This is a genomic window from Burkholderia sp. RF7-non_BP4 (genome assembly GCF_001521935.1).
In the GTDB taxonomy this organism is placed as follows: domain Bacteria; phylum Pseudomonadota; class Gammaproteobacteria; order Burkholderiales; family Burkholderiaceae; genus Burkholderia; species Burkholderia diffusa.
Genome location: NZ_LOTA01000095.1, coordinates 19,324 through 43,154, shown reverse-complemented (window position 1 = coordinate 43,154; position 23,831 = coordinate 19,324). Strand labels below are relative to the sequence as shown.

General features: G+C 69.7%; 20 protein-coding genes. 6 read left to right on the top strand and 14 right to left on the bottom strand.

Annotation, left to right across the window (positions count from 1 at the left end; all coding sequences use genetic code 11):
• Positions 1-3 precede the first annotated feature (3 nt).
• The 3 genes from WS49_RS30165 to WS49_RS30155 all read left to right on the top strand — a co-directional run bounded on the left by WS49_RS30165 (position 4) and on the right by WS49_RS30155 (position 2,802).
• Positions 4-1,047, top strand: a complete 1,044-nt coding sequence (locus tag WS49_RS30165) for a glycosyltransferase family 2 protein (RefSeq protein ID WP_059536007.1) — start codon at positions 4-6, stop codon at positions 1,045-1,047.
• Between the two features lie 15 nt (positions 1,048-1,062).
• Positions 1,063-1,446: a GtrA family protein gene (locus WS49_RS30160; protein ID WP_059536004.1), complete on the top strand. Its 384-nt coding sequence runs from the start codon at positions 1,063-1,065 to the stop codon at positions 1,444-1,446.
• 276 nt (positions 1,447-1,722) lie between these two features.
• Entirely contained in the window at positions 1,723-2,802 is a 1,080-nt protein-coding gene (locus WS49_RS30155; RefSeq protein ID WP_059536001.1) for an extracellular catalytic domain type 1 short-chain-length polyhydroxyalkanoate depolymerase, read from the top strand.
• Between the two features lie 18 nt (positions 2,803-2,820).
• On the opposite strand, the gene WS49_RS30150 is transcribed toward WS49_RS30155, so the two are convergent.
• The gene (locus tag WS49_RS30150; protein WP_059535999.1) at positions 2,821-4,593 is read right to left on the bottom strand and encodes a histidine kinase; all 1,773 of its coding nucleotides are present in this window, start codon (positions 4,591-4,593) and stop codon (positions 2,821-2,823) included.
• A gap of 79 nt (positions 4,594-4,672) precedes the next feature.
• Complete coding sequence (locus WS49_RS30145) at positions 4,673-6,079, bottom strand: HD domain-containing phosphohydrolase (protein ID WP_059535996.1); 1,407 nt, start codon at positions 6,077-6,079, stop codon at positions 4,673-4,675.
• Here WS49_RS30145 and WS49_RS35410 point away from each other — a divergent pair.
• The 3 genes from WS49_RS35410 to WS49_RS30135 all read left to right on the top strand — a co-directional run bounded on the left by WS49_RS35410 (position 6,078) and on the right by WS49_RS30135 (position 7,447).
• Entirely contained in the window at positions 6,078-6,230 is a 153-nt protein-coding gene (locus WS49_RS35410; protein ID WP_156441474.1) for a hypothetical protein, read from the top strand. The genes WS49_RS30145 and WS49_RS35410 overlap by 2 nt on opposite strands.
• A 78-nt stretch (positions 6,231-6,308) precedes the next feature.
• Complete coding sequence (locus WS49_RS30140; protein WP_059535994.1) at positions 6,309-6,602, top strand: antibiotic biosynthesis monooxygenase family protein; 294 nt, start codon at positions 6,309-6,311, stop codon at positions 6,600-6,602.
• 110 nt (positions 6,603-6,712) lie between these two features.
• Positions 6,713-7,447, top strand: coding sequence for an ABC transporter substrate-binding protein (locus WS49_RS30135; RefSeq protein ID WP_059535991.1), 735 nt, complete (start codon positions 6,713-6,715; stop codon positions 7,445-7,447).
• A 172-nt stretch (positions 7,448-7,619) separates the two neighbouring features.
• Here WS49_RS30135 and WS49_RS30130 read toward each other — a convergent pair whose 3' ends face one another.
• From WS49_RS30130 to WS49_RS30075, 12 genes are all read right to left on the bottom strand, one after another.
• On the bottom strand, positions 7,620-9,086 hold the full coding sequence (locus WS49_RS30130; protein ID WP_059535989.1) for a hypothetical protein: 1,467 nt from the start codon (positions 9,084-9,086) through the stop codon (positions 7,620-7,622).
• Positions 9,087-9,199: 113 nt separating this feature from the next.
• Positions 9,200-10,195 (bottom strand): hypothetical protein, encoded by a 996-nt coding sequence (locus WS49_RS30125; RefSeq protein ID WP_059535987.1) that lies wholly within the window; start codon positions 10,193-10,195, stop codon positions 9,200-9,202.
• 3 nt (positions 10,196-10,198) lie between these two features.
• Complete coding sequence (locus tag WS49_RS30120; protein WP_063888567.1) at positions 10,199-11,500, bottom strand: hypothetical protein; 1,302 nt, start codon at positions 11,498-11,500, stop codon at positions 10,199-10,201.
• A gap of 3 nt (positions 11,501-11,503) precedes the next feature.
• Complete coding sequence (locus WS49_RS30115; protein ID WP_257127615.1) at positions 11,504-12,889, bottom strand: hypothetical protein; 1,386 nt, start codon at positions 12,887-12,889, stop codon at positions 11,504-11,506.
• A 33-nt stretch (positions 12,890-12,922) separates the two neighbouring features.
• A complete protein-coding gene (locus tag WS49_RS30110; protein ID WP_223960987.1) occupies positions 12,923-13,969 on the bottom strand; it encodes a hypothetical protein in 1,047 nt (348 codons plus the stop codon).
• Positions 13,970-14,025: 56 nt separating this feature from the next.
• The gene (locus WS49_RS30105; RefSeq protein ID WP_059535979.1) at positions 14,026-15,819 is read right to left on the bottom strand and encodes a hypothetical protein; all 1,794 of its coding nucleotides are present in this window, start codon (positions 15,817-15,819) and stop codon (positions 14,026-14,028) included.
• A gap of 58 nt (positions 15,820-15,877) precedes the next feature.
• Complete coding sequence (locus WS49_RS30100) at positions 15,878-17,350, bottom strand: S8 family peptidase (protein ID WP_059535977.1); 1,473 nt, start codon at positions 17,348-17,350, stop codon at positions 15,878-15,880.
• Positions 17,347-18,168 carry a hypothetical protein gene (locus WS49_RS30095; protein WP_059535974.1) on the bottom strand — a complete coding sequence of 274 codons (822 nt, stop codon included), beginning with the start codon at positions 18,166-18,168 and terminating at the stop codon, positions 17,347-17,349. Before WS49_RS30095 ends, WS49_RS30100 begins: the two co-directional genes overlap by 4 nt.
• Positions 18,165-18,428: a hypothetical protein gene (locus tag WS49_RS30090; RefSeq protein WP_059535972.1), complete on the bottom strand. Its 264-nt coding sequence runs from the start codon at positions 18,426-18,428 to the stop codon at positions 18,165-18,167. The genes WS49_RS30095 and WS49_RS30090 overlap by 4 nt, the downstream gene beginning before the upstream one ends.
• Positions 18,425-19,543 (bottom strand): hypothetical protein, encoded by a 1,119-nt coding sequence (locus WS49_RS35785; RefSeq protein ID WP_059535969.1) that lies wholly within the window; start codon positions 19,541-19,543, stop codon positions 18,425-18,427. Before WS49_RS35785 ends, WS49_RS30090 begins: the two co-directional genes overlap by 4 nt.
• 70 nt (positions 19,544-19,613) lie before the next feature.
• Complete coding sequence (locus WS49_RS30080; RefSeq protein ID WP_257127614.1) at positions 19,614-23,402, bottom strand: N-acetylmuramoyl-L-alanine amidase; 3,789 nt, start codon at positions 23,400-23,402, stop codon at positions 19,614-19,616.
• Between the two features lie 9 nt (positions 23,403-23,411).
• Positions 23,412-23,810, bottom strand: coding sequence for a DUF3467 domain-containing protein (locus tag WS49_RS30075; protein WP_059535966.1), 399 nt, complete (start codon positions 23,808-23,810; stop codon positions 23,412-23,414).
• Positions 23,811-23,831 lie beyond the last annotated feature (21 nt).

Genomic DNA, 23,831 nt, shown 5'->3' with positions numbered 1-23,831 from the left:
ATCATGCGCGAACCACTCTACACACCGCTCGTCTCGCTGGTCGTACCGTTCTACAACGAAGGCGAGGCCGTCGAACGCTTCTTCGACGTCGTGATTCCGCTGATGGCCGAACTCGATTCGATCCGCTTCGAAATCGTCTGCGTGAACGACGGCAGCCGCGACGACACCCTCGAACGCCTGATCCGGGTCAGCATGATCGACCGCCGCGTGCGCGTCATCGATCTCACCCGCAACTTCGGCAAGGAAGCGGCACTGACGGCCGGCCTCGACGAAGCGGCCGGCGACGCGGTGATTCCGCTCGACGCCGACCTGCAGGACCCGCCGAGCCTGATTCCGGTGATGCTCGAACACTGGCGCGACGGCGCGGAAGTCGTCGCCGCGAAGCGCAGCAGCCGCGCATGCGATTCGTTCGCGAAGCGCACCGCCGCCGCGATCTACTACCGCGTGCACAACATGCTGTCGGACGTGAAGCTGCCGGAGAACGTCGGCGACTTCCGGCTGATGGACCGCAAGGTCGTGAACGCGCTGCGCAGCCTGCCCGAGCGCCATCGCTTCATGAAGGGGCTGTTCGCGTGGGTCGGCTACCAGACCGTGATCATCGAGTATCAGCGTGAAGCGCGCAGCGCCGGGCACTCGAAATTCTCCGGCTGGAAGCTGTGGAACTTCGCGCTCGAGGGAATCACGAGCTTCAGCACCGTGCCGCTGCGCAGCTGGACCTACATCGGCCTCAGCATCGCCGCACTCGCATTCCTGTACGGCGCGTTCATCGTGGGCCGCACGCTGCTGTTCGGCAACCCGGTGCTCGGCTATGCGTCGCTGCTGTCGGTGACGCTGTTCATCGGCGGGATCGAGCTCGTCGGCATCGGCGTGGTTGGCGAGTACATCGGACGCATCTACGACGAGTCGAAGCAACGCCCGGTCTATCTGATTCGCCGCCGCTACCAGACGCACGCCAAGGTGATCGAACTGCCGGTCGCTCGCGATACGCGGCGCCCGAACGCACGCCGCCGCGCGCAGCCGGCCCGCGTGCGGGTGGGCGAGCGCTGAGCAGCGGAGGCAGCGATGTTCGACCTGCTTTATGCCGAGCGCGTGCGGCTGGCGCGCTTCGGCCTGTCCGGACTCGGTTCGACCGCGCTGCACATGCTGGTCGCATCCGCGATGTATGCGCTGTTCGACGCGACTCAGGTGACCGCCAACGCCGTCGCGTTCGTCTGCGCGACGGTGTTCTCGTATCTCGCGAATACGCTGTGGAGCTTCTCGTCGACCGTGCATTCGCGCAGCTTGCTGCGCTATCTGACCGTCGCGCTGGCCGGCTTCGCCGAAACGATGCTGCTCGCGCGTGCGGCCGAACTGCTCGACATGCCGCGCGGCGCGGCGATCGTCGCGATCGCGCTGTTGATCCCGCCGACGATGTTCGTGATGCACCGGCTGTGGACGTATCGATAACCGCAGGCAGTGGGGTCAAAGCATTCACCGATTGGTCACGGAACCATCGCACCCGAGGCGAGCGACGCCTGCTAGCATGATGCGTGGCCGGCCTGAATCGGGGCGCAGGGTGCGGGGTTCCGTCGATCGGTCGCTTCCCTGTGTCGGCCGTGCCGGAGCACCTCGACGCGGATGCGTCCCGCGGCACGCATTGTGCGCTGCCCCCGTATTCGCCCGCCATCCAGCAGCCGGCCCGCCGCATGCTGTCGCACGCCCCCGCCGGCACGAGATCCGTCCATGCCCAGGAAAAAATCCAGCCTCTGGCTACGCCCGTTCGATCTGTTTTCCGCCGCGACGAGTACGCGACCCAAAAGGAAGACGACCAAACCGGCCACAGCGGCCAAGCGCGCCGCCAACATACGGCCCCCGCGTCGCCCGGGTTCGACGACCGCCGCGCGGACATCGCCGCACCAGGCACCCGGCACGTGGCTGCGCTCGTTTCACTCCGCGCGCCCGGCCGCCGGCCGCCTCGTCAACCATCTCGCGTACGCGCTGTACCTGCCAGCCGCTTCGGCGCCGAGCGACGGCATGCCCGTCGTCGTGATGCTGCACGGCTGCAAGCAGACGGCCGAGTCGTTCGCCGCGGGCACGCGCATCTGCCGCATCGCCGAGCGCGCCGGGTTTGCCGTGCTGTTTCCCGAACAGGCGAAGACCGCCCATTCGCATCGCTGCTGGAACTGGCATGGCGATGCGTCGCAGTCGGAGGCCCCCGCGATCGCGTCGCTGATCGATGCGATCGTGCAGGCGCGCGGGTTCGACCGCGACCGAATCTACCTGGCCGGCATGTCGGCCGGCGCAGGGCTCGCGGCACGGCTGGCGATCGAGTCTCCCGATCTGTTCGCGGCGGTCGGCCTGCACTCCGGTCCGGCCATCGCGCCGCCGTTGTCGACGATGGCCGCGATGAGCCTGATGCGCCGCGGCCTGCACGACGATCCGATAGGCGTCGTCGACGCCTGCGTCGACGTACGCGCTTATCCGGGTATGCCCGCGCTCGTCGTGCATGGCGGACTCGATACGGTCGTCACCGAGCAAAACGCGCGACAGCTCGGCGTCGCGTTCGCGCGGATCAATCGGCTCGTCGACGAGCACGGTGAACTGCGTGTCGGCGAGCAACATACGTACGCGCACGACGACGCGGATTACACCGACTATCTGCGCGGCGGCCGGCTGATCGTCCGCGTCTGCATCGTGCGCCGTCTGGCGCACGCGTGGAGCGGCGGCGATCCGCGCGAAGCGTTCCACTCCGCGACGGGGCCGGACGCGACCGCGATGTTCTGGAATTTCTTTCGCAGGCGGCGGCGCAAGCGGGCGCTGTGACGACGCGTCACCTGTCGCTCACGCCCGTTGCTCGACTGCCTCCACCGCATCCGCGCTGCCTTCCGCGCGCCGGATCGGCAGTCGAACGCAGAACGTCGTGCCGCGCCCGGGCTCGCTCGTCACGTCGATCGTGCCGCGATGGCGCTCGACGATGCCGTGCGACACCGACAACCCCAGCCCCGTGCCCTGCCCGACCGGCTTCGTCGTGAAGAACGGATCGAAGATCCGCCGAACGACGTCGGGCGTCATGCCGGTTCCGGTATCGCTGATCGCGATCGACACCTGCCCGCCGTCGCTCGACGTGCGGATCGTGATCACGCCGCGCGTCGGAATCGCATGTGCGGCGTTGACGAGCAGGTTCATGAATACCTGGTTCAACTGCGACGGAAGACATTCGACTTGCGGCACGTCGCCGTATTCGCGGACGATGTCGGCCTTGTACTTGAGTTCGTTGTGGACGACGTTGAGCGTGCTCTCGAGGCCCGCGTGGATATCCACCACGCTCCACTCGCCGCTGCCCGGCCGCGAGAAATCGCGCAGGTCCTGCACGATGCGCCGCACGCGCACCGCGCCGTCGATCGATTCGTCGATCAGCGTCACGATCTCGTCGCGCACGTAGTCCAGATCGGCCTCGACGCGCATCGCCGTCAGCGCCTCGCGCGTCGCCGGTTCCAGCTGCGTCAGCGCGGCGTCATGCGCGGCGATGACGTCGAGCAGGCTTCGCACCCACGTCCTCAGCGTATTGAGGTTCGCGCTGATGAAACCGATCGGATTGTTGATCTCGTGCGCGACGCCGGCCGCGAGCTGACCGATCGACGCGAGTTTTTCCGATTGCAGCAACTGAACGTGGGTTTCCTCGAGCGCCCGCAGCAGGCGCCGCTGTTCGTCCTTCTCCTGTTCGAGCCGGCTCTGCGCCGCCCGGCGTTCGTCGATCTCGGTCGCCATGTTCTCGCGCGTGCGCTGCAGCATCGCCGTCGTCTGCTCGTAACGCTGCAACGCCGCTTCGAGTTCCGCGGTCCGCAATCGCACCAGCCGTTCGAGCGTGTCCGTCATGCCGCGCAGAAAGGTCGTGCGCGCATCGAAGCGGCAGACGAGCAGCGTGACGATCAGCGTCGCCATCGTGAACAGCGCGATGGTCGTCGCGAGCCACGGCGCGTCGATGCCGTTCGCGGCGCCGCAGCGCGCATCCGGCGCGAAATGCGCCGCCGCCATCGCCGTGTAGTGCATGCCCGTGATCGCGATGCCCATGATCAGCGCCGCGCCGATGCGTTGCGCGGTCGCATGGCGAGCCTGTTGCGCACGCAACGTCTGCGCCATCCAGAGCGCGACGGTCGACGCGATCACCGCGACGCCGATCGACGCCGCGAACAGCGCGGGATCGTAGCGAATGCCCGGCGCCATGTGCATCGCGGCCATGCCCGTGTAATGCATTCCGACGATCCCGGCGCCCATCAGCATGCCGCCCGCCAGCAAGCGCCGTCGCCCCAACCGCGCGCGCGTGACGACGTTCAGCGCGAAATACGACACGAGCACCGCAATCGCCAGCGACGCGCCGGTATCCGGCAGCGCATAGCCGAGCGGAATCGGCAGCGACAGCGCCAGCATGCCGACGAAATGCATCGACCAGATTCCGGTGCCCATCGCGGCCGCGCCGCCGGCCAGCCACGCGCGCTTGAGCGTCGGGTTGTCGAGCAGCGAAATGAACGCGGCCAGATCGAGCGCCGTATAGGAAGCCAGCGTCGCGATGACGAGCGACAGCAGGACAAGCAGCAGGTCGTAGGTGCCATGCATGATCGAGCGCCCCGGTCGAATTGAACGCGATGCCGCGACGCGCGCCGATCGCGCCACGGTCGAGCCATCCCGCGCGACGTCAGTCAGGCGGCGTGCCGGCCGGCGCCTGCGTCGACGCGGCGGCGCCGGTCGTCACGAGAATGTCGAACGTCGTGCCTTCGCGTGCCTCGAAACGGCGCACGAGTTCGATCTGGTGCCCCGACATCACGCTGCCCTTCGTCATCAACAGCACCCCGCGATGCGTGCGCAGATCGTCGGCGAGCTGCATTCCCTCGCGCAACTGCTCGGACCGGATCTCCGCGACGGACGCCGCGATGCGCAGGCTCGCCGGATCCCGCATCAGGTCGATGAAGCGCGCGACGAGCAGCGGGTCGTAACGCACGCCGGCCTGCGAGTGCAGCACGTCGATCGCCTGCTCGACCGAATGCGGCGAACCGATCTCGCCGTTGCGCAACCCTTCGAAATCGCGCGCGATCGCGACGATCCGCGAGCCGAGCGGAATCGCGTCGCCCGCGAGCCCGTCCGGCGTGCCGCGTCCATTGAATCGCTCGTACTGGTGCAGCACGATCGACGCGACCTTGTGCAATTGCGCGACCGGCGTGAGCACCATCTGCGCGCGCAGCGGGTGTTGCTGGAACAGGCTGTGTTCGTCCGTCGTCATCTTCACGAGCGGCTTGTGCAACAGCTCGTCGGGCAGCGACAGCTTGCCGATGCCGTGCAGCAGTCCCGCGAAATAGACGTCCTGCGCGTGCAGGCTGCTCATCCCCGCCGACAGCGCGAGACGGCGCGCGATCTCGCCGACGCGCATCGCATGCCCGCTCGCCGACCCGCAGCGCATCTCGATCATGCTCGCGCAGACCTGCACCATCGCGGTGAAACTGCTTTTCAGGTCATGCTGCGCCGCTTCGAGAAACATCACGGTTTGCCCGAGTTCCTCGGTGCGCGCGCGAACCTGCGTTTCGAGTTCCGTATTGAAGCGGCGCAGCGTTTCGTTCTGCGCTTCGGTCAGCGCGGCCAGCCGCGCGGCCTCTGCCCGCAGGCGCCGCTGTTCGAGCGCCTGCTCGATGGTCATCAGCAGGTCGTGATCGTCCCACGGCTTGTTCAGGTAGCGATACACGCCGCCTTCGTTGACGGCCTCCACGATCGACGCGACGTCGGAATAGCCGGTCAGCAGGATGCGCATCGTGTCCGGGTACAGCGACCGGGCACGGGCGAGAAACGCCGCGCCGCTCAGGTTCGGCATACGCATGTCCGACACGATCAGGTCGACTTCGGTCGACGCCAGAATGTCGAGCGCGGCTTCCCCGCTTTCGGCGGTCAGGATGTCGTAGCGCGCGGGCCGCAACACCCGCTTGAGCGCGGACAGCACGCTCGGCTCGTCGTCGACCAGCAGGATCGACGGCGCGGCGACGGGGTTGTCGGATACGGCTTCGGCGATCGTTTCGGGTGGTGCATCATTCGTTCCGTTTATCGCGGATGTGGTCATGGCTGTCCTCGGATTGTTTATCTTCACCACCTCTGTGACATCGGCGCGTGGCGCGTATTCCATATTGGGGAAAACGCTGATTCGTATGAGCCGTTCGGCGGCATCCCTCGCGCGGTCGGCCGCGCGCGAGCCGGTCATCCGGAACGCGTGACGCCGACTTCCGGTATCGTTGCGGGACGCGTCGATCATGGCGCGCCCCGTCGCATCATTCACCCCGCATGGAGCATTCATGATTCTGGAAATGGCATCGCTCGAAATCGATCCGTCGCAGGCCGAGCAATTCGAAGCGGCGGTTCGCCAGGCACTTCCGCTGTTTGCCCGCGCGCGCGGCTGCGGCGGCGCCGAACTGCACCGCGTGATCGAGCGCAGCGGCGGCTATCTGCTCGTCGTCGAATGGGAGACCGTCGACGATCACATGGTCGATTTCCGGCAATCGGACGATTTCCAGGCGTGGCGGCAACTGGCCGGGCCGTTCTTCAAGAGCCCGCCGCAAGTCGTGCATACGGAAGTCGCAGTGAAGTAATCGCGTCGAAGCCACCGCCGCGACGCGCCACCCGATCCGTCGCGGATGACGCCGCCTCGGCGCCCTGGCCGTTCGCCGTTCCGGCCCATCCGATTCCTTACGAGCCTTTCATGACCGTCGATCCCTCCGTCCGCTCCGCATTCATCCCGACCGGCAAGCTGCGCGCGTCGATCAATCTCGGCAATCCGATCCTCGCGAACCGCGACCCGGCCACGGGCGAGCCGTTCGGCGTATCGATCGACCTCGCGCGCGCGTTTGCCGAGCGGTTGTCGGCCGAGCTCGAACTCGTCGTGTTCGACACCGCCGGCAAGTCGGTGCAGGCGCTGACCGAAGAACGCGCCGATTTCGGCTTCTTCGCGGTCGATCCGCTGCGCGGCGAAACGGTCGCGTTCACCGAGCCGTACGTGCTGATCGAAGGCTTCTATCTGGTGCGCGACGATTCGCCGATCTGCGGCAATGCCGACGTCGACCAGCCGCACAACCGCGTGACCGTCGGCAAGGGCAGCGCGTACGACCTGTTCCTCACGCGCGAATTGAAAGCCGCGCAGATCGTGCGCGCGCCGTCGTCGCAGGCCGTCGTGTCGACCTTCGTCGAGCAGCAGCTCGAAGTCGCGGCGGGCGTGAAGCAGCAGCTCGAGGCCGACGCGGCGAAGACGACGGGCCTGCGCCTGCTCGACGAGCGCTTCATGGTGATCCGCCAGGCGATGGGCGTGCCGAAGAGCCGCGGCGAAGCGGCCGCCGCGTTGCTCGGCGCGTTCGTCGAGGAGATGAAGGCGTCGGGCTTCGTCGCGGATTCGCTGCAGCGGCATGGCATCGTCGGTGCGTCGGTCGCACCGCGCGCCTGATCGACGCATACGTCAAGTGATCCTCACGATGTTGTCGCGCCAGATCGGCGCTGCCCGTCGACGCCCCAGCGCCACCTCGTACCCGACACGTCGCTCGCGCGGCTGAACGTCGTCATCGCCGGGCTTCGGCGCTGCACGGGATGTCGCCATCGGCTGCCGGCGTGCACGTTCATCACGCTGCGCGATGTCCCGCCGCCGTTGCGCCCGCCGGCGATCGAGGTGCGGCCGTCGCGGCGTGCGCGGGCGACGGGGACGCCGCGGCGCCCGGCCTGGCCGGCGGCTGCGGCGCGGGCGCGGAAGCAGACGCCGAATTCGGCGACGAGGCCGAAGAGGTCGAAGAGCCCGAAGGTGCCGACGAGCCCGTCTGGCTCGCATGCGCGCCCCCTGCGGAGCCCGACGCCGCAGGGCCCACGGGCGGCGGCGCGCGCAGTCCGCCGTCCAGCGAGGTCCGTCGAGCGGCCATGTCGGCCTGTTCGGCGCTGCGCTGCGCGGTGCGATCGGCGGACAGGCGCGCCGCTTCGGCATCCGGATTGATCGTATTGACACGGATGCGTTCGATGTCGCCCACGCCCGCCAGCCGGTTCAACGGCACGTAGTCGGTGCGAAACACCAGTTCGACGCCGCTGCTCAGGTTGACGTCGGCGTGCGAACTCTCGGTCGTCTGGGTTCGGTCGGTCGACACGTAGCCGATCGTGCTCTGCACGTTGGCCTCCGCGCCCCAGGGTCCGAAGCGTGCGCCCCCGCTCACCCCCACCGTGTTGCGCGTGTCGAATTGCGAGCCGCGGTCGTTGGCGGCGGCGCTGCTCGCGTCGATATGAAAATTCATCGCGGCGTTGAGACGCCCGCTCTCGATGACGATGCGCTGCAAACCCATCTGCACCATCGTCGCGAGCAACTGCTGGCGGTTGCGGGCCAGCACCTGCTGGGCCAGCGGCACCAGACGCTCGGGATCGGAGGCCGGAACCGCATCGCCCGGCCCCAATCCCAGCGCGCTGCGCAGCGCGGCTTCGGCCGGCGGAGTCGCGCCCGGGCGCAACGCCAGCCGCGTCGCGGCATCGCGCTCGGCCTGCAGTTCCTGCTGGCGCTGGCGGCGCTCGTCCGGCGGCAGGCCCGCCAGTTCGTCGGCGTCGTCCGCGGCCTCGTCGTCGCCGGTGACCTCGTAGGCGGTGGGGAAATGCTCGGCCAGCCATTGCCGCGCGCCGGCGATGCCCACGTTGCTGTCCGCGAAGCCTTCGGTGGTCTGCGCGACATTGCGGATCAGGTCGACGAACGCGGTCAGCTGTTGCTGGTTCGAATCGTTCATCGCCTTGAAGACGCCCGTGATCAGCTCGGTCACGAAGCGCGGGAACGACACCGCGTTGAGCACCGCCCGGGTGGTGCCGGCCATCCGGTCGATGGCGGTGCCCGAATACTCCGAACCCGCGTTCTGCGCGACGGCCAGTGCCGTGCCGGGGCGCGCCGCGAGTTCGTGGTGGTCGAGCGCGATCGAGCCGATCCGTGCCAGTCCGGACGCGAGATCGCGTCGCGTGGCCGGATCGAGCGCGCCGAAGCCCTGCTGCGCGGACAGCAGTTCGCGGACACGGTGTCGAACGTCGGGCCGCGGCACCGGCGAACGCGCAAGAGGTGCGCTTGCCGCCATTTCAACCGCTCCGCCGCATGGCGTGCGGCCGCGATGGCGACGGCACGCCTGCCGCCGTCGGTTCCCGGATTGCGCCGCCCGTGTCGCGACGGCCTGAGCAGCGCGGTTTCATGTCAGGTTCCGAGTGCCGCCCACGAGTTTGCCGGCGCCGCCGGACGCGCAGTCTGCGGCATGGCGCGGCCGTCGTCCGGGGCGAAACGCGCCGGGCCGTCGGGCTTCTCGCCGAGACTGAGCGTCGCCTCGATCCAGTCGGCGGCGGAGGCGATCACCGGATTGTCCATGCTCAGCAGCGGCGACGCGGCGCCCAGCCCATCCGCGACGTCCGCCAGCCACGCGATCACGGTCATCCCCGCCTTGCCGCGCCGCACATAGGCGGCGGGCGAGCGCGACGGCTGGCGCGAGAGCCGGTCGATGCCGGCGACCACGCCCCAGATGTCGCGCGCGGCGAAGCCTTGACGCAGGTCGGCATGGCCGAGGATCGCGAACGCGTCCCTGAGCATGCCGACGATCTCGCCGGCCATGAACGCGGTCACGCCGGTGCAGGCGGCGCCGAGGTTCTGCGCGAGAGCGCGGGCGGCATTGCGGACCCGCGCCTGCTGCCCGAGATCCCCGCGCGGGTCGGCGCTTGGCGTCTCGTCGAGCTTGTAGAGCGCCTCGCAAAGCTCGAGCATGCACTCCTCGAACGGGACGTTGCGCTCGGCATCCGCCGCGGCCGGGCCGTACGCAGTGCCAAACAATCGCGAATAGAACGCCGCGCGTTCGCCGGCCGCCAGCTTCTCGGCGCGGTGGCGCCACCAGTTGACGACCAACGGCGCCGCGCCGCCAAGGTCGACGCCGACGGCACCGCTTGCGGACAAACCGGCGAGCGCCTCGACCGCGGGGATCACCCCCGCGGACTCGAGGTCGGCCGCCAGATAGAGCGACGCGAGCGCCCGCAGTTGCGCCTTGTCCACGCGTGCCGCGACGGGATCGGGGATCGCGATGTCGCCGAGTTCGTCGAGCGCGAACGCGAGACCGTGCGCGGTCGCACGCTCGACGAGCCGCTCCCCCGACCGGATGGCCGCCGCGAGTCCGGCATCCGCCGGCGGGGCGATGAGCATGCGCGCCATGATTCAGTGCTGCCCGGCGGGCAAACCGGCGGCGGGGGCCGGCTTGTTGGGGTTGTACGGCGTCGAGTTGCCCTGGATCACCGACATCATCTCGGGCGTCGCCATCTTCTCGAGCGGCAGGTAGTCGCTCTTGAAGTTGACGCGCACCTCGCCCGAGAGCTTCGCTTTCACCTCGGCCTTCGATTCGCTCGTGTCGTCGAGCGCCGATCCGACGGTCGCCACGTGTTCCTGCTGCCCCTCGAACGCCGCGTCGGCGGAATACGGCGTGTACCAGCTGCCGTAATGGGCGTTGAGCGATTCCTTGTATTTCTGGCTTTCGCGGTCGTGCATCGACGCGGTGTAGGTGCGTTTCGCGGTGTCGCTCGCGCGCATGTCAAATACCACCTTGGCGTTGATCGACCCGTCGGTGACGACGATGCGATTGATGCCGAGCATGACCATCGACGACAGCAGCTGCTGCCGCTGCTTCGCCATCTGCAGGCGCGCCGCCGTGACGAGGCGCAGCTCGGATTTGTCGTCGGACAGGTCGGTCACCGGCGGATCGAGGTTGTAGTTCCGGCTGATCTCGGCAAGCCGCTGCTGCGCGTTGTCGCCCTGCGCCACCAGCCGCGTCGGGGCCGCCGCCGCGGCCGCGCCGGCGCTGTCCGCGTCGAACGCGTCGGCGCCTTCCTGCGCCTGCACCGACAGCACGTCCGGGAACGAATCGGCGAGATAGTCGCGGCCGGCGCCCTCGCTGATGTTGTCGCTCATGAACTGCGCGGTGGTCTTGGCGACGTTGGCGATCAACTCGCCATACGCGCGCATCTGCTCGATCGAGCTTTCGACGATCGCCTGGAACACGTTCTTGATCAGTCCTCCTACGAATTTCGGAAAGTCGACCTTCTGCACCATCTGGCCGAACTGCTCGACGCCCTGCTTCACCGCACCGGCCTGGAAGTCCTTGCCGGCGAAGCCGGGATCCTGCGCGAGCTGGCGCTTGGTCGCGGTGACGGGATCGTCGGCCAGCGTCGCGGCCGCCGGCGCCGGCTGCGGGTGTGCGATCGGATGCGCGAGGCCGGTGGGCGGCAGTTCGCCGTTCGCCTCGCGCTCGGCGATCTCGGCATGCACGCCGTTCGGATCCGCCAGGTAAGCGAGCACCCGCACCGTATCCGCGGCGATGCGGCGGCGCTCGTCGTCGGGCAGGTCGAGGAACGACGGAATCGCGGTCAGCAGGCGGCGCACCTCGGGCCGCGTCGCGTCGAACGCGGCGGCGCTCGTGGGCGGCCGCACCGGGTGAAGCGCGTCGGGGGAAGCGGGCGGGCGCATGGCTCAGTTTCCCTTGGCCGGAGCCGGAGCCGGCGCCGCCGCTGCCGGGGCAGAAGCCGCGGCGGGTGCGGCCGCGGCCGGCGGCGTTTTCGGACTGGGCAGTACGTTGGGATCGGCCGGCGTCGCGTTGCCGGTGATGGTGGCGATCATTTGCGGCGTCGCCATCTTGTCGAGCGGCAGGTAGTCGCTCTTGAAATTGACGTCGACCGCACCCGACATCTGGATCTTGGTCTGCATCGCCGCGTTGCTGGTTTCGGACGCGGCGGTCGACGCGGTGACGATCGGCTTGTTCTCGTATTCGTAGTCGCCCTTCGCGTAATAGTCGGCGCTGTACTGGCGGCCGTTGTCCTTGTCGTTGCTGGAATCGTACTTGCCGCCGCGATCGTAGGTGCCCTTGCCCGCGTAGGTCGACTGGACATTGCCGTCCTTGTCGCGGGCGAGGTCGACCGCGCTGGCGCTGCGCTGCTTGGTGAGCGTGTCCTGCGCGCGCACGTCGTAGATGATCTTCGCCGAGATCTTGCCGTCGGTGACGACGATGCGGTTGATGCCCATCAGCACGATCGAGGCCAGCATCTGCTGGCGCTGCTTGGCGAGCTGCATCTTGAAGCGGTTGACGATGGCCAGCTCGGAGGCCTCGTCCGACAGGTCGAAGGTGTCGCCGTCGCCCATCTGCAGGCGGGCGCGCACGGTCTTCGACGCCTCGTCGGGGTCGACCCCGTCGCGCACCTGCACGCGCGGGCTCGGCGTATCGCCGCTGTCGTCCATGCCGATCTCGAACAGGTCGGGAAACTGGCCGACCATATGATCGCGCGCCTGGTTCTCTGTCACATGTTCGTCGGCGAACTGGCCGAGCGATTTCGCCACCTGCGCGATCATTTCCTGATACGCCTTCATCTGCTCGATCGAGCTGTGCGTGATCGACTGGAACACGCCGCTGATCAGGCTGGCGACGAAGGTCGGAAACTTGACCTGGTTCAGCAGCTCGCCCGCGACCGCCGCGCCCTCGCGCGCGGCCGACGCGGTGAACTTGGACTTGCCGATGTCCTCGACGGCCTTGTTGTGGACGTTGAAATCCTGCTCGTGCGCCGAATGATCCGTGTTGTCGTCGAGCGCGCGCGCCGTGGCGGTGCCCAGCCCGCCCGGGATTTCGTTGCCGGCGAACCCTTCGGGCCGGGCCAGATAGTCGGCGATCAATGCGGTGTTGCGCGCGATGTCGCGGCGGTCGGCGTCGGGCATCGCGTTGAATGCCTGCGACCGGGTCAGCATCTGCGCGACGCCGTGGCGCACTTCGTCGGCCGGCACCGGCGCCGGCGGCATAGGGCGCGGGGCGGCCGCGGCGGCGCTGGGCGGTGGCGCGATCGGCGTGGAACGGGCGGCTTGCGGGAACATGGCGACCTCGCGGGAAACGCGTGACGAAGCGATTCAGTTGGCCTGGGCAGGCGCGTCCACAGGCAGTTCGAACTCGATGGGGCGCAGGTAGAGACTCACCCGCGCCGGGCAGGCCGCGTCCGTGCGCAAGCTGATGATCGAGAAGCGGCCCGGCCAGTGCGCGTCCTCCGGCGTGAACGCGCCCATCCATCGCTCGAGCGCCTGCAGCCCGCGCGGACGCTCGGCGAGCCCCATCGTCAGCAGGCTGAGGAACGCCGGCGGCACGTCGGGGATCGCCGAGAGCAGCACGTAGAGCTCGAAATCCGGCCCGTCCGGACCGAGCCCGAACGCGAGCAGCGCGCCATGCGGCGGCAGGTCGAACCGCCCGCCGAGCACCAGCCCCAGAAGCTGCATGATGCCGGGAAGCCGATGGCCGATGCCGAGCGCATCCATGACCGGCTGCAGATCGGCGAGCCGCAGCGCCCGGGTGCACGCGAACGTGAGCCGCTGGCCGCCGAGATCGCGCTGGGCCGCCATCGTGGTAAAGAGCGGCTTGAGCCCGGGCACCATCCGCAGCGCGGCCTGGACGACGCCGGCCAGGTCGCGGGGCAGGTTCTCGATCGTGCCGGCGTCGCCGGGCAGCTCGTAGTACACCTTGGACGCATAGAGCCCGTCGCGGTCGTAGCTGGAGCCGAAGAACGCGCCGTAATCGAGGTTGCCGCCCGGCCGCGCGAAGCCGCGGAACGGCTCGCTCGCCTGGTCGAACCAGTGCAGCGCTTCGCGGCCGATGAAGTCCCGGATCAGCTTGCGCATTTCGCGGGTCGACTCGTCGCGCCGGTCGATCGCGGACGCCTCCGGCGGCAACGGCTCGATCGTGAAGCGCAGCTTGCCCGGCTGGCTTTCCGAGAAACTGGGCTCGAACGGTACCGCCATCGGCATCAGCGCGTTGTCGCGAAACCGCAGATCGTCGGCGCCGTCGCCGAACGTGCGCAGGAACAGGTCGCGCGACGGCGCGAATGGATCGGCGGTGCCAAGGCTTCGCGCGGCGCTTTTCAGGCGTCGCTCGACCCGGGCGACGACCGGTTCGCGGGATGTGGTCATGGGCATGGCTCGGCTCCGGCAGGGTTCGGGAATGGCGCAGCGCACGCAACGCCGGTTCAGTGCGGACGGTTCGCGTAATAGCTCGCCCCGTTGTGCGTGCCGACGCCGTAGCCCGCCTTCACCGGCACGCCCGCCCCCAGGCCGATGCCGGCGCCGATATCGCCGACGCCGTCCAGCATCTCGCGCGCCATCGCCGGGATCGGCACGGGCTTCGACGTCATCTGCGGCGCCTCGCGCGGCTGCGAGAACTGCTCGATCTGCGTATCGGTGGTCGCGGTATCGGCCAGCCACAGCTCGCACGCGTTGACCAGGTCGTAATCGGTCGGGTCGACGGTCGACTTGTGGTTCGACGAGACGTCCGGGTTGGCGATCTGGTCGATGCTGAGCAGCGGGCCGGTCGCCTTGTTGACGCGATCGACGTTGTTGGCCAGCCACGCGGTGATGATCGTGCCGCAGGTCGCCAGCGTGCGATAGCGCGAGCTGGTGCGCGCGCCGCCCAGATCGTAGGTCGCGACCTGGTCGATCACCTGCCACATGTCCTTGGCGCCATAGCAGCCGCGGATCTCGGGGTCCTGCAGCAGGTCGATCATGAACTTGACCTGCGACTGGATCTCGCGCGCGGCGTAATGCGCCATGCCGTAGCCGTGCAGCGACAGGTTGCCGGCGAGATCGCGGGCGGCCTTGCGCACCTGCTGGTGGTTGATCGGGTTCGGCACGCTCGCGCGCAGCAGCGAGTCGACTTCGGTCTGGCGCACGAACGACGAAACCGACGACACGAAGCGGATCCACAAGTCGTTGAATTCGCGGTTGCCGGCCGTATTCGGATCGCCGCCCGGCACGCCGAGCGTGATGGCCGCGAAATTCTTGCGCTCCTGCTCGGAGATGCGGTTCGGCGTTTCGCGCCAGTAGCGATAGAGCAGCTTGCCGGCATTGCCCGGGCCGATCGGCAGCGTGCCGTGCTGGAACTGCTCGACGATGCGGTCGACCACCTGGAACACCTTGAGCTCGTCGAACATCGCGGCGACGATCATCGGGCCCATCACGCGCACGTTGTCGGCGACGATGTTCGCGTCCTCCAGATCCTCGAGGTTCGGCAGGTCGATGCCGAGATCGGCGATCGCGTCCTCGCCGCCGATGTTCTGGACGGTGTTCAGCTCCTCGTTGATGCGGCGACGCAACTGCGGTTCGTCGGCCTGGATCTTGCGCGCCTGCAGGCCGCGCATCACGCGCGCGAATTCGGTGGTGACCACCCCCGGCTGCTCGCCGCCGCGGCCGTCGGGATCGCCCTCGATGCACAGCAGCGCCAGCACCCGCTGCGCCAGCGCGCCGTACGAATTGGCCTCGCCCACCGCCGCGAAAAACTGGCGGGTAAAGGTGTTCATCAGCACGTTGTCGTCGTCCGGCACGGTCTTGCCGCCGTCGACCTTCACGGGCGGCGGCGTGGCCCCGTCCACCGAGAGGATGCCCAGCACCAGCGCGACGAGCGTGATCGACACGGCCTCCGGGTCCGAGCCGTTCGCGCCATTGGCGCCGCTCGCGTCGCCCGCGTCGAACACCAGCTGGCCGTTGATCTCGGAGAGCAATGGCGGGTTGACCAGCGACTTGCTGGCCAGCAGTTCGCGGGTGGCGACGAACAGCGGATCGCACACTTCCGGAACGCCGTCGGACGGCTTCGTGTCGTAGACGACCGCGAGGATGGCCTTGCACAGCGCGAGCTGTTCCCGCTCGGCGGCGACCGGCGGCCGCTTCAGCGACTCGAGCCGGTTGACGATATCGACCAGCCCGTCGCGTGCCCGGGTCTCGAGGTCGACGAGGTCGAGGAAGCGGACTTGATTGTTGACATGAAACATTTAACTTCTCCTTGAAATCCGGTCGGTTCGGGGGAGTGAACGGGATCCGGTGCGCAAGTCAGCCGTCGTCGGCACGGCCTTCCTTGCCCGTGCAGCCGTCGTCGCCCGCCGCGTCATAGGCGTCGATGCGGCCGGACAGCCCCTGCAGCGCCGCCGCCGCGTCGAGAATGCCGGCGCCGCAGCCGTCGGCCGCGCCGGGCGCGAACGGGCGCGCGGCGGCAACGAGCAGGTCGCGCACCGTCGCGCCGTCGAGCGGATAGGCGCGACGCTGCGCGTATGCGACGAGCAGCGCCGCGGCGCCCGCGACGAACGGCGCGGCGAAACTGGTGCCGGTCGCAAGCTGATACGCCTCGATCGCGGTCGTCAGCACCTGTTCGCCGGGTGCGCACAGCGCCACGTGCGGGCCGCGCGTCGAGAACGGGGCCGGCCGGCCGTCGTCGCCCACGGCGCCGACCGCGATCACCTGCGGGTAGGCGGCGGGCCAGTAGCGGCTCACGCTACCGTTGTTGCCGCTCGCGGCAATGAGGATGCAGCCGCGCGCGGCGGCGTACGCGACCGTGTCGGCGTGCGGTTTCGGGCGGTTGGCGGCGATCGTCGCATCGTCGGTGCCGAAGCTCATGTTGATGATCTTCGCGCCGAGGTCGACCGCGAGCTTGAGCGCGCGATCGAGATCGGCGATCGCGCCGAGCCCGATCGCGTGCGCCTTGCCGGGAAGGCGTGCGGCCGCCAGCGCGCGCATCGGCAGGATGCGGCAGTCGCCGCCGAGCCCGCGCGGCATCGCCACGCCCTCCGCCGCGATGATCCCCGCGCAGCCCATGCCGTGACCGACGAAGCGGTCTTCGGGAAAATCGCCGCGATGGCCGTGACCGCTCAGCAGTTGCACGCCCGGCGACAGATCGCCGGGCTCCAGCCGCACCGTATCGGCGCCCGCGCGGAATGCGTGGGCGAATTCGGGATGCTGGCGGGCGATGCCGCTGTCGATGAGACCGACCGTGACGCCGCTGTCGCCCGGCTCGATCGCGTGCGCGTCGGCCATGCGCACCAGCGCGCGCGCGTCCTGCGCCACCCGCGCGGCCGGCGGCACGGGCGCCAGGCGGCCGGGCGCGTCCATCGGGACCGTCGCCACGTAGTTGGGCGTCACGCTTTCCACGGTCGCGAGCTGGGCAAGCGCGTCGCAGAGTTCGCCGATCGGCGTGCCGGCCGGCACGCGCAACAGCAGCGTGCGGGCCATGCCGGTCATCTGTTCGATCGCGTCGTATCCGAGGTGCGCGTGCCCGGGCACCCAGCGCCCGGCTGCCGCGCTGAACGGGCGCACCGCGAGAAAGCGGCCGGCGAACGCGGCCACGATGCGGTCGACCGGGCCGCCGTCGATGCATTGCGCGGCGGCCAGCGCGCCGCGCGTCACGTCGCGGATCGACGGCACGTGCTCGGGCGCTTCGCCGAGCGCCAGCTTGACGAGCAGGCTGGTCGGCAGGCTGAACTGACGCTCGCCGGGCGATGCCCACGGCGTGCCGAGTGCATGGATCGTCATGGCCGCGCCTCCTCCTGACCGGGAACGGCCGCCAGCGTCATGGGCCTGGCCGCGGGCGCGGGCGTCGGCGCGAATGCGCTCAGGTCGAACGCCAGCGCGGCAGCATGCCGGCTCGTCGGCGAGACGGCGAGCTCGCCGGCCCACTGGTCGCGACCGGGCGCGAGCAGCAGCTCGTCGTCCGTCGATTGCAACACCGCGACCGGGCGATTGCCGATCCGCACCAGCGGCGCGTGCGTGCCGTTGACGAGGTTGCGCCCGATCACGCGCAGCAGCGGCGACGCGTCGGGCTGCGCATCGGTGGCGGGCGCCACGGGCTCGACCCGCTCGACGCTCGGCGCGGACGCCCGGTCGAGCGCCCGGCGCAGCCGGTCCACGGACAGGTTGGTGACGCGGCCGATCGCATGCACCATGTCGCGCTGTTCGGCCTGCCGAAATTGCCTGACCGTGCGCACGCCGGCCCATTCCAGCCGTTTGCGGTCCTCGGCCGAGAGCTCGTCTCCCAGCGCGTCGAGCGGCTGGTCCTTGCTGTCCTCGGACAGCGCGATCGCGTTCTCCTCGATCGCCGGCCGCGTGATGGTCGTGAAGACGAGATGGAACGTGCTGCTGTCGGTGTCGCCCGGGCCGGCGGGGCGAATCCAGACTTCGCTTTCGACGAATTCGACATGGGCGCGCAAGTCGAGGTTGACGTCCTTGATCGCGAAGGTCAGCGGCAGGTTGAGGTTGCGCGCCTTGATCGCCATCGCCGCCTGCGCGTTGTCGAGCTGGCTCTGCACGGCCTGGATGAAATCCTCGAGGCGCAGGCTGGCGTTGCTGTTCATCGCCCCGCTCCGTCGATCGGCACGGCTTCGAGGACGATCGCGAGCCGCGCCGGCTCCGGATCGAAGGCCGTGCGGGTCAGGAACTGCGGCAGGTCGCCGACCAGCTCGATGCCGTCGGCGCCGCGCGCGACGCGCAGGTCGAGCGGCAGCTCCATGGCCACCGAGCGCACCCGCAACCCCTGCGCCGCGCCCGCGGTCAGCTGTTCGGCAACGTCGGCGAACGCGCCCAGCGTCTCGCCCAGCGGCCGCGGCGAAATCATGTCGGTTCTCCCCGGGCGGATGCGGGTCGCGTGGCGGGAGCGGCCGGTGCGCCAGGCATGGCGGGCGTCGCGGACACGGCCGGCAATGCCGGCGCGGCGGCCGGCGCCGGTGTCGCCGCAGGCGCGAGCACGGGCGCCGCCGCCGGTGCCGCAGGCGGGGTGCCCGTCGCCGCCGGCGGCGCGATCCGCGCCGCGGGCCGGCTGTGGCGCTCCAGCAGATTGCGCGACGCCTCATCGACGAAACGGTCGAGCGGCAGCGTCTCCGATGCGAAATTGATGCTCACCTTTCCGGTCAGCGTCGCCTTGAGGTCGGTGTCGGTCTGCGCATTGACCGCGACGGTCGAGACCGTGGTGACGACATCGCCCGACGTGCCGCGTCCGCCCCAGGTCGTCTGTCCCGACGACGGGTCGTTCGACGTCGCGTACTGCACGGCGGCCCGGTCGCGCGCCTTGGCCTGGAAATTGAGGCTGGCCGCGATCGTGCCGTCCTTGACCACGACCCGCTGCATGCCGAGCAGCACCATCGTCGACAGCGTCGACAGCCGATGCTGCGCGACGCGCTCGCGGGCGTGGGGCAGCACCACCGATTCGAGCGTCTGGGTGTCGAACGCGCCGTCGGCCGCACCGAAATCGGCGAGCCACGCGGGCGCGGGCGTCGTGTCGTCGTCGCCGGGCCGGGCCACCGGCGCGAGGCGGTATTCGCCGCCGTCCTGCACCAGCGTCACGTCGTGCGGATACTGCTCGACCAGCCATGCGCGCGCCTGTCCGTCGGTCACGTTCTCCTGCGTGAACTGGTCCAGCGGCTTGGCCACCGCGCCGACCAGGTCGGCGAAACTCTCCACTTGCTTGATCGAGCTGTCGACGATCGCGTCGTACGTGCCATGCACCAGGCTCGCGACGAAGGTCGGAAAGTCGATCGCATCGGCCAGCGCCGCCGCACGCCGGCCGATGGCGTCCGTCGCCTTTTCCTTGGGCGGCGCCGATGCGCCCGGGGCGCCGGACACCCCGCCGCCGGCCGGCGCCGCTTGCGGCAGCACGCCGTCCTGCCTGCCCGGGTCGCTCGATCCGGAGCCGTCGACGATCTCGCGGCCGAATGCGTCGCGAGCAAGTGCCACCGCGGGCGTTACCGCGCCGCGTGGTGGCGGAGGGGGGATGAGGCGGGCCATCGCGCGTGTCCCTCGAGGGTCAGGCAGGTTGCGGTTCGCGCGGCGCGGGCTGCGTGCCGCTTGCCGGAAGCGGCGGCGCGCCGTCGGCGCCGTGCACGGTCTGGAAGCGGCCGTCGCCGTTCAGCACCACCTCCGTCACCCCGACCTGCTCCTCCTCGCCGGCATGCCGGAACGTGGTGGTGATACGCAGCGTGACGCTCGCCCGCTCGGGGGTTCCCGAACCGCGGCCGATATCGGCGCGCACGAACGCGGTCCAGCCGTCGAGCATCTGCCCCTGGGCCGCGGCAATCGTCACGTCGCCGACCGCGCCGCCCTGCCACGCCCAGTCGATCGACACCGGCGCCGACGTGCGGCCGCTCGGCCCGTCGATGTACGGCCAGTCGTCGAGCGTGATGCGCTGACCCGCCATGCGCGGCTGCCCCGCGCCGCCCGCCAGCGCGTTGGCGGGCTGGACCAGCCCCGCCAGCTGCGCGAGATCGTAGCTGCGCCCGTCGCGGCTCTCGGTGCGCCGGGTCAGGGTCACGCCGAGGCCGAATTCGCCGCCCGCGGACGGCGGCTCGATGCCGAGCGCGTAACCCGCGCCCGCCGCGCTGCCGCGATTGATCGTGTGGCCGAACGTGCCGCCCGAATGCATCAGCTGGATCACGCCGATGCCGGCCGCCGCCTCGAATTCCGACACGAAATCCTCGTAGGTCATGATGTAGCGGCTGCCGGTCGCGTGGGTCGGCGGCAGGGTTCGCGCGCCGGGATGGCCCGGCGTGCCGACCACGCGGTCGAGCGGATCGGTGATCCGCACGAAATACGCGTCGCCGCTGCGATACATGCCCGTCACCACCACCGCATGGAAGAAGTTGACCGGCGCACGCACGACTTCGGCGACCCAGATCGGCCCGTTCGACTCCAGCAGCCGCCGAAAGCCTTCGGGCGCGAAGCACGCGTTGGGCTCGACGGTGAGGGTCGACGCAGCGGCGAACCCCGCCACTTCGGCCGGCGCCAGGCCGTCCCGCATCTGACGCTCGAGGCTGATGCAGCGCGCCAGCAGCGTCGGATCGACACTCTGGTTGTCGCGCCAGCCGAGCACCATCGACGCGGCCGTCGCCCAGCACCCCATGTCGGTGGGCTGCGGGGTCATTTGCACGTCGTCCCAGTTCACCGTCCAGTCGTCGGCCCCCAGCGCGCGCGCGGCGCCCGGCGCGACCGCCAGCGCCTGGCTCATGCCGAAGAAGCCGCGGCTCGGGATCGGCGCCTTCAGATGGCCGACGTATGCAAGCGTTCCAGGGGCCATCGTGCCGGTCGACAGGCTGGCGAGATCGCCCGGCGGCACCCAGTGAGGCGGCACGGTCACGATCGGCCTGCCTGCGTCCTGGAACGACTGGGCGACCAGTTGCGAGCAGAAGAAGTTGTCGGTGTCGGCGCCGTCTCCGAGTTCGATGCGGCCGACGAAGCGGCGGCAGCGCTCCGCCGCGTCGCCCGACAGCAGGTCGCATGCGCGACGGTCGATCAGATAGCTGCCGCAGCGGACCAGCCCGACGTAGTTGAAACCGCGATCGAGATAGCGCGCGGCGGCATCGGCGACCTGCCGCTGCTGCGTATCGGTCAGGCCCGGCACCCGGAACGCGACCGCGAGGCGCGCATCGGCCAGCGCATCCGCGAGCGGACGCAGCTGAACGCCGCCGGGAATCGCCTCGATCACCTGCCCGCCCTGGCCGACGTAGAGCATCGCGTGGCTGACCTCGGCGCCGGAGCCCGCGCGAATGACGCCGGAGCCCGGATTGCCGGTGGTGCTGAGAATGATGTCGCCGATCTCCAGTGCGTCGGTGCCGATCGACAGCCCGCCGACGCCGGGGTCGAGCGGAATGTCGTCGCCGAGGCCGCGCGCGGCGAGGCCCAGCGCCTGGCCGGCCGCTTGCGGCTGGCAGGTCCGGCTGGTGACCAGCCGCATGAAGTAGTCCCAGTCCCAATTGCCGTCGGGGCACGCGGTATGGCCGGTCGAGGTGTCGGCCTCGCGATGGCCCATGATCGTCGTGCGATTGATCGGCAGTTGATATTTGTCGCACAGCGACGCGACCAGCGCGGCCGAGGTTTCGTACTGAAGCTGGGTCGGCGCCAGCGCGTCGAAATGCTGGACGGTGCCGTTGCGACGCGGGTAGTCGGCGCCGCCGCGCTTCACCGCGATGTGCTCGATGCCGATGCTGCGCTGGTTCGAGCCCTTGCAGTGCCATGCCGTGTCGGCCTCCGAGACGAACTGGACGACTTCGCCCTCCTGCCCGACCAGGTAATGCGCACTCACCTTCGAGGTGGCATTGGTGAAGGTATTCACCACGCGCTGGACGGTGGGTACGTCGGCGATGTGGATGATGATGCGGTCGATCGTCTTGCTGCCGCGCCCCTCGTCGAAATTCGGGCTGGCCGCGGTGCGCGTGACGAGGCTGTTCTCGCGCGCGCCCAGCGCCAGCGCGCTGGCCGTCGCGGGCGGCTCGGCGCCCGGATCGTCGTCGCTGTACGGCGGCGTATCGATGCCGTAGGCCTCCGGGTCGTCGCTCAGGGCGCGCGACCACGCGAGCGCCGACGACGTGGCAATCGTTCCCGCCGCCGCGCGCGAAACACCGACGAAGATGCTCACCGGGCTGCCGACGCTGACGCCGGCCGACAACGTGACGCCGACGAATTCGCCGCGGGCGTTGAACAGCGCCGAGATGCCGCCCGCCGCGCTTTCGCCGACCATCACGCCGGCGGTCGTGCCGGTGCCCGAGAAGTCGTCGATATGGCCGCGCAGCAGGCTGATCTGGCCGGTGAGGCTCGCCGACACGATGTAGCCGAAGTCGAGCTCGCCCGACACGAACACGCCGATGTCGTCGCCATTGGCGTCGAAGATGACGCCGACCGCGCCCGAGGCCCCGGATTCCATCCCGGCGCCCGCGCCCGCGCCGATCGAGACCGACAGGCCGTTGCGCATCGCAACGGGCAGCAGCAGCATCAGCGACGCGGTGGCCGGATTCGCGCTCAGGATCGCGCGCAGCGCGGCCCGCTCGACGGTCGACAGCTTGCGCGGCCGCGGCCAGGTAAAACTGCGTCGGTCGCCGGCGATGCGGAACTCGGCATCATCGCTCATCCCTTGCGAGACGGGCGCCGGCGCGGCGGCGGGCGCCGGGTGCGCGGCCGGTGCCGGTGCCGGCGCCGGTGCCTGCGGCTTCGCCTCGACGGGCGTTGCGGCATTCAGCGGCGGAAGCGGACCGAACCCGTCGTCGTAATGGACATCGTGGTGCGGCGCAACGGGTTCGACGGCGGGCCGCGGCGCGGCGGAAGCGGCGCCCGGCGCGGCAGGCGCCGGTACGGCGGTCGCGCCCGGCCGCGTGCCGTCGCCCGCCCAGTTCAACAGCGGACTCCTGGCGGCGGCGCCACCGCGCGTCGGGAACACGCGGACCCTGCGCAACCCGCGATCGCTGAGCCCCGACAGCGACACGTACGGGCTGTCGGCATTCGGCAGCACGTCGATCGTCCACGCGTCGGCATCGGACGAAGCGGCCGTGGCGAGACCGAACCACAGACGGCCCGCGCCCACGAAGCGCGCCAGCACCGCCGGCGGCACCATGTACACCGCTTCGCCGCGCGGGATCGCCAGCAGGCCGTCCTCGCGGCTGGTGTAGAACGTCGACGACGTGCGCCCGTCCTTGCGCGTGAACAGCGCGGGATCGGTGGCGATCACCAGTTCCGCGACGCACGGCGCGTGGCCGACGCGAATCGTGAAGCCCAGCATCGGGAAACGGTCGGTCAGGACCATGCGGTTGGGATGGAGTTGCGCTGCCATGTCGTGTCCTCAGCTCTGGTTTTGATCGGGCTCGTCGCGACGGCCGCCGAGCATCGGCTTGCTGCGCGCATCGATCGCGCGCCGCTCGAATTCCTGCGGGGGAAGAATCGCCAGATCCGTTTCCGGTTCGGCGATGTCGGGGATGGCGTGGTGGGTCGCTTCGAACTGGGCGATCGCGCTCGCCAGCAGTTGCGCGAGCAGCTTGGCGTGCACCGGGCTGACCGCGACGCGGCTCATCAACTGGACGTTGCCGGACTGCGGCTCGACCTGCCCGGCATCGATCAGGAACTCGAACGCGTTGTGCCCGACCTCGAAATAGTTTGCATAGCTGGCGAGCAGCGGCCGTGGCTGGCCGGCCGGCTGCGCCGGTTCCGGCGGGGCGTCCTGGAGTGGCTCGATGACGTGCACGACGGCCTCCTTGCATGGCGA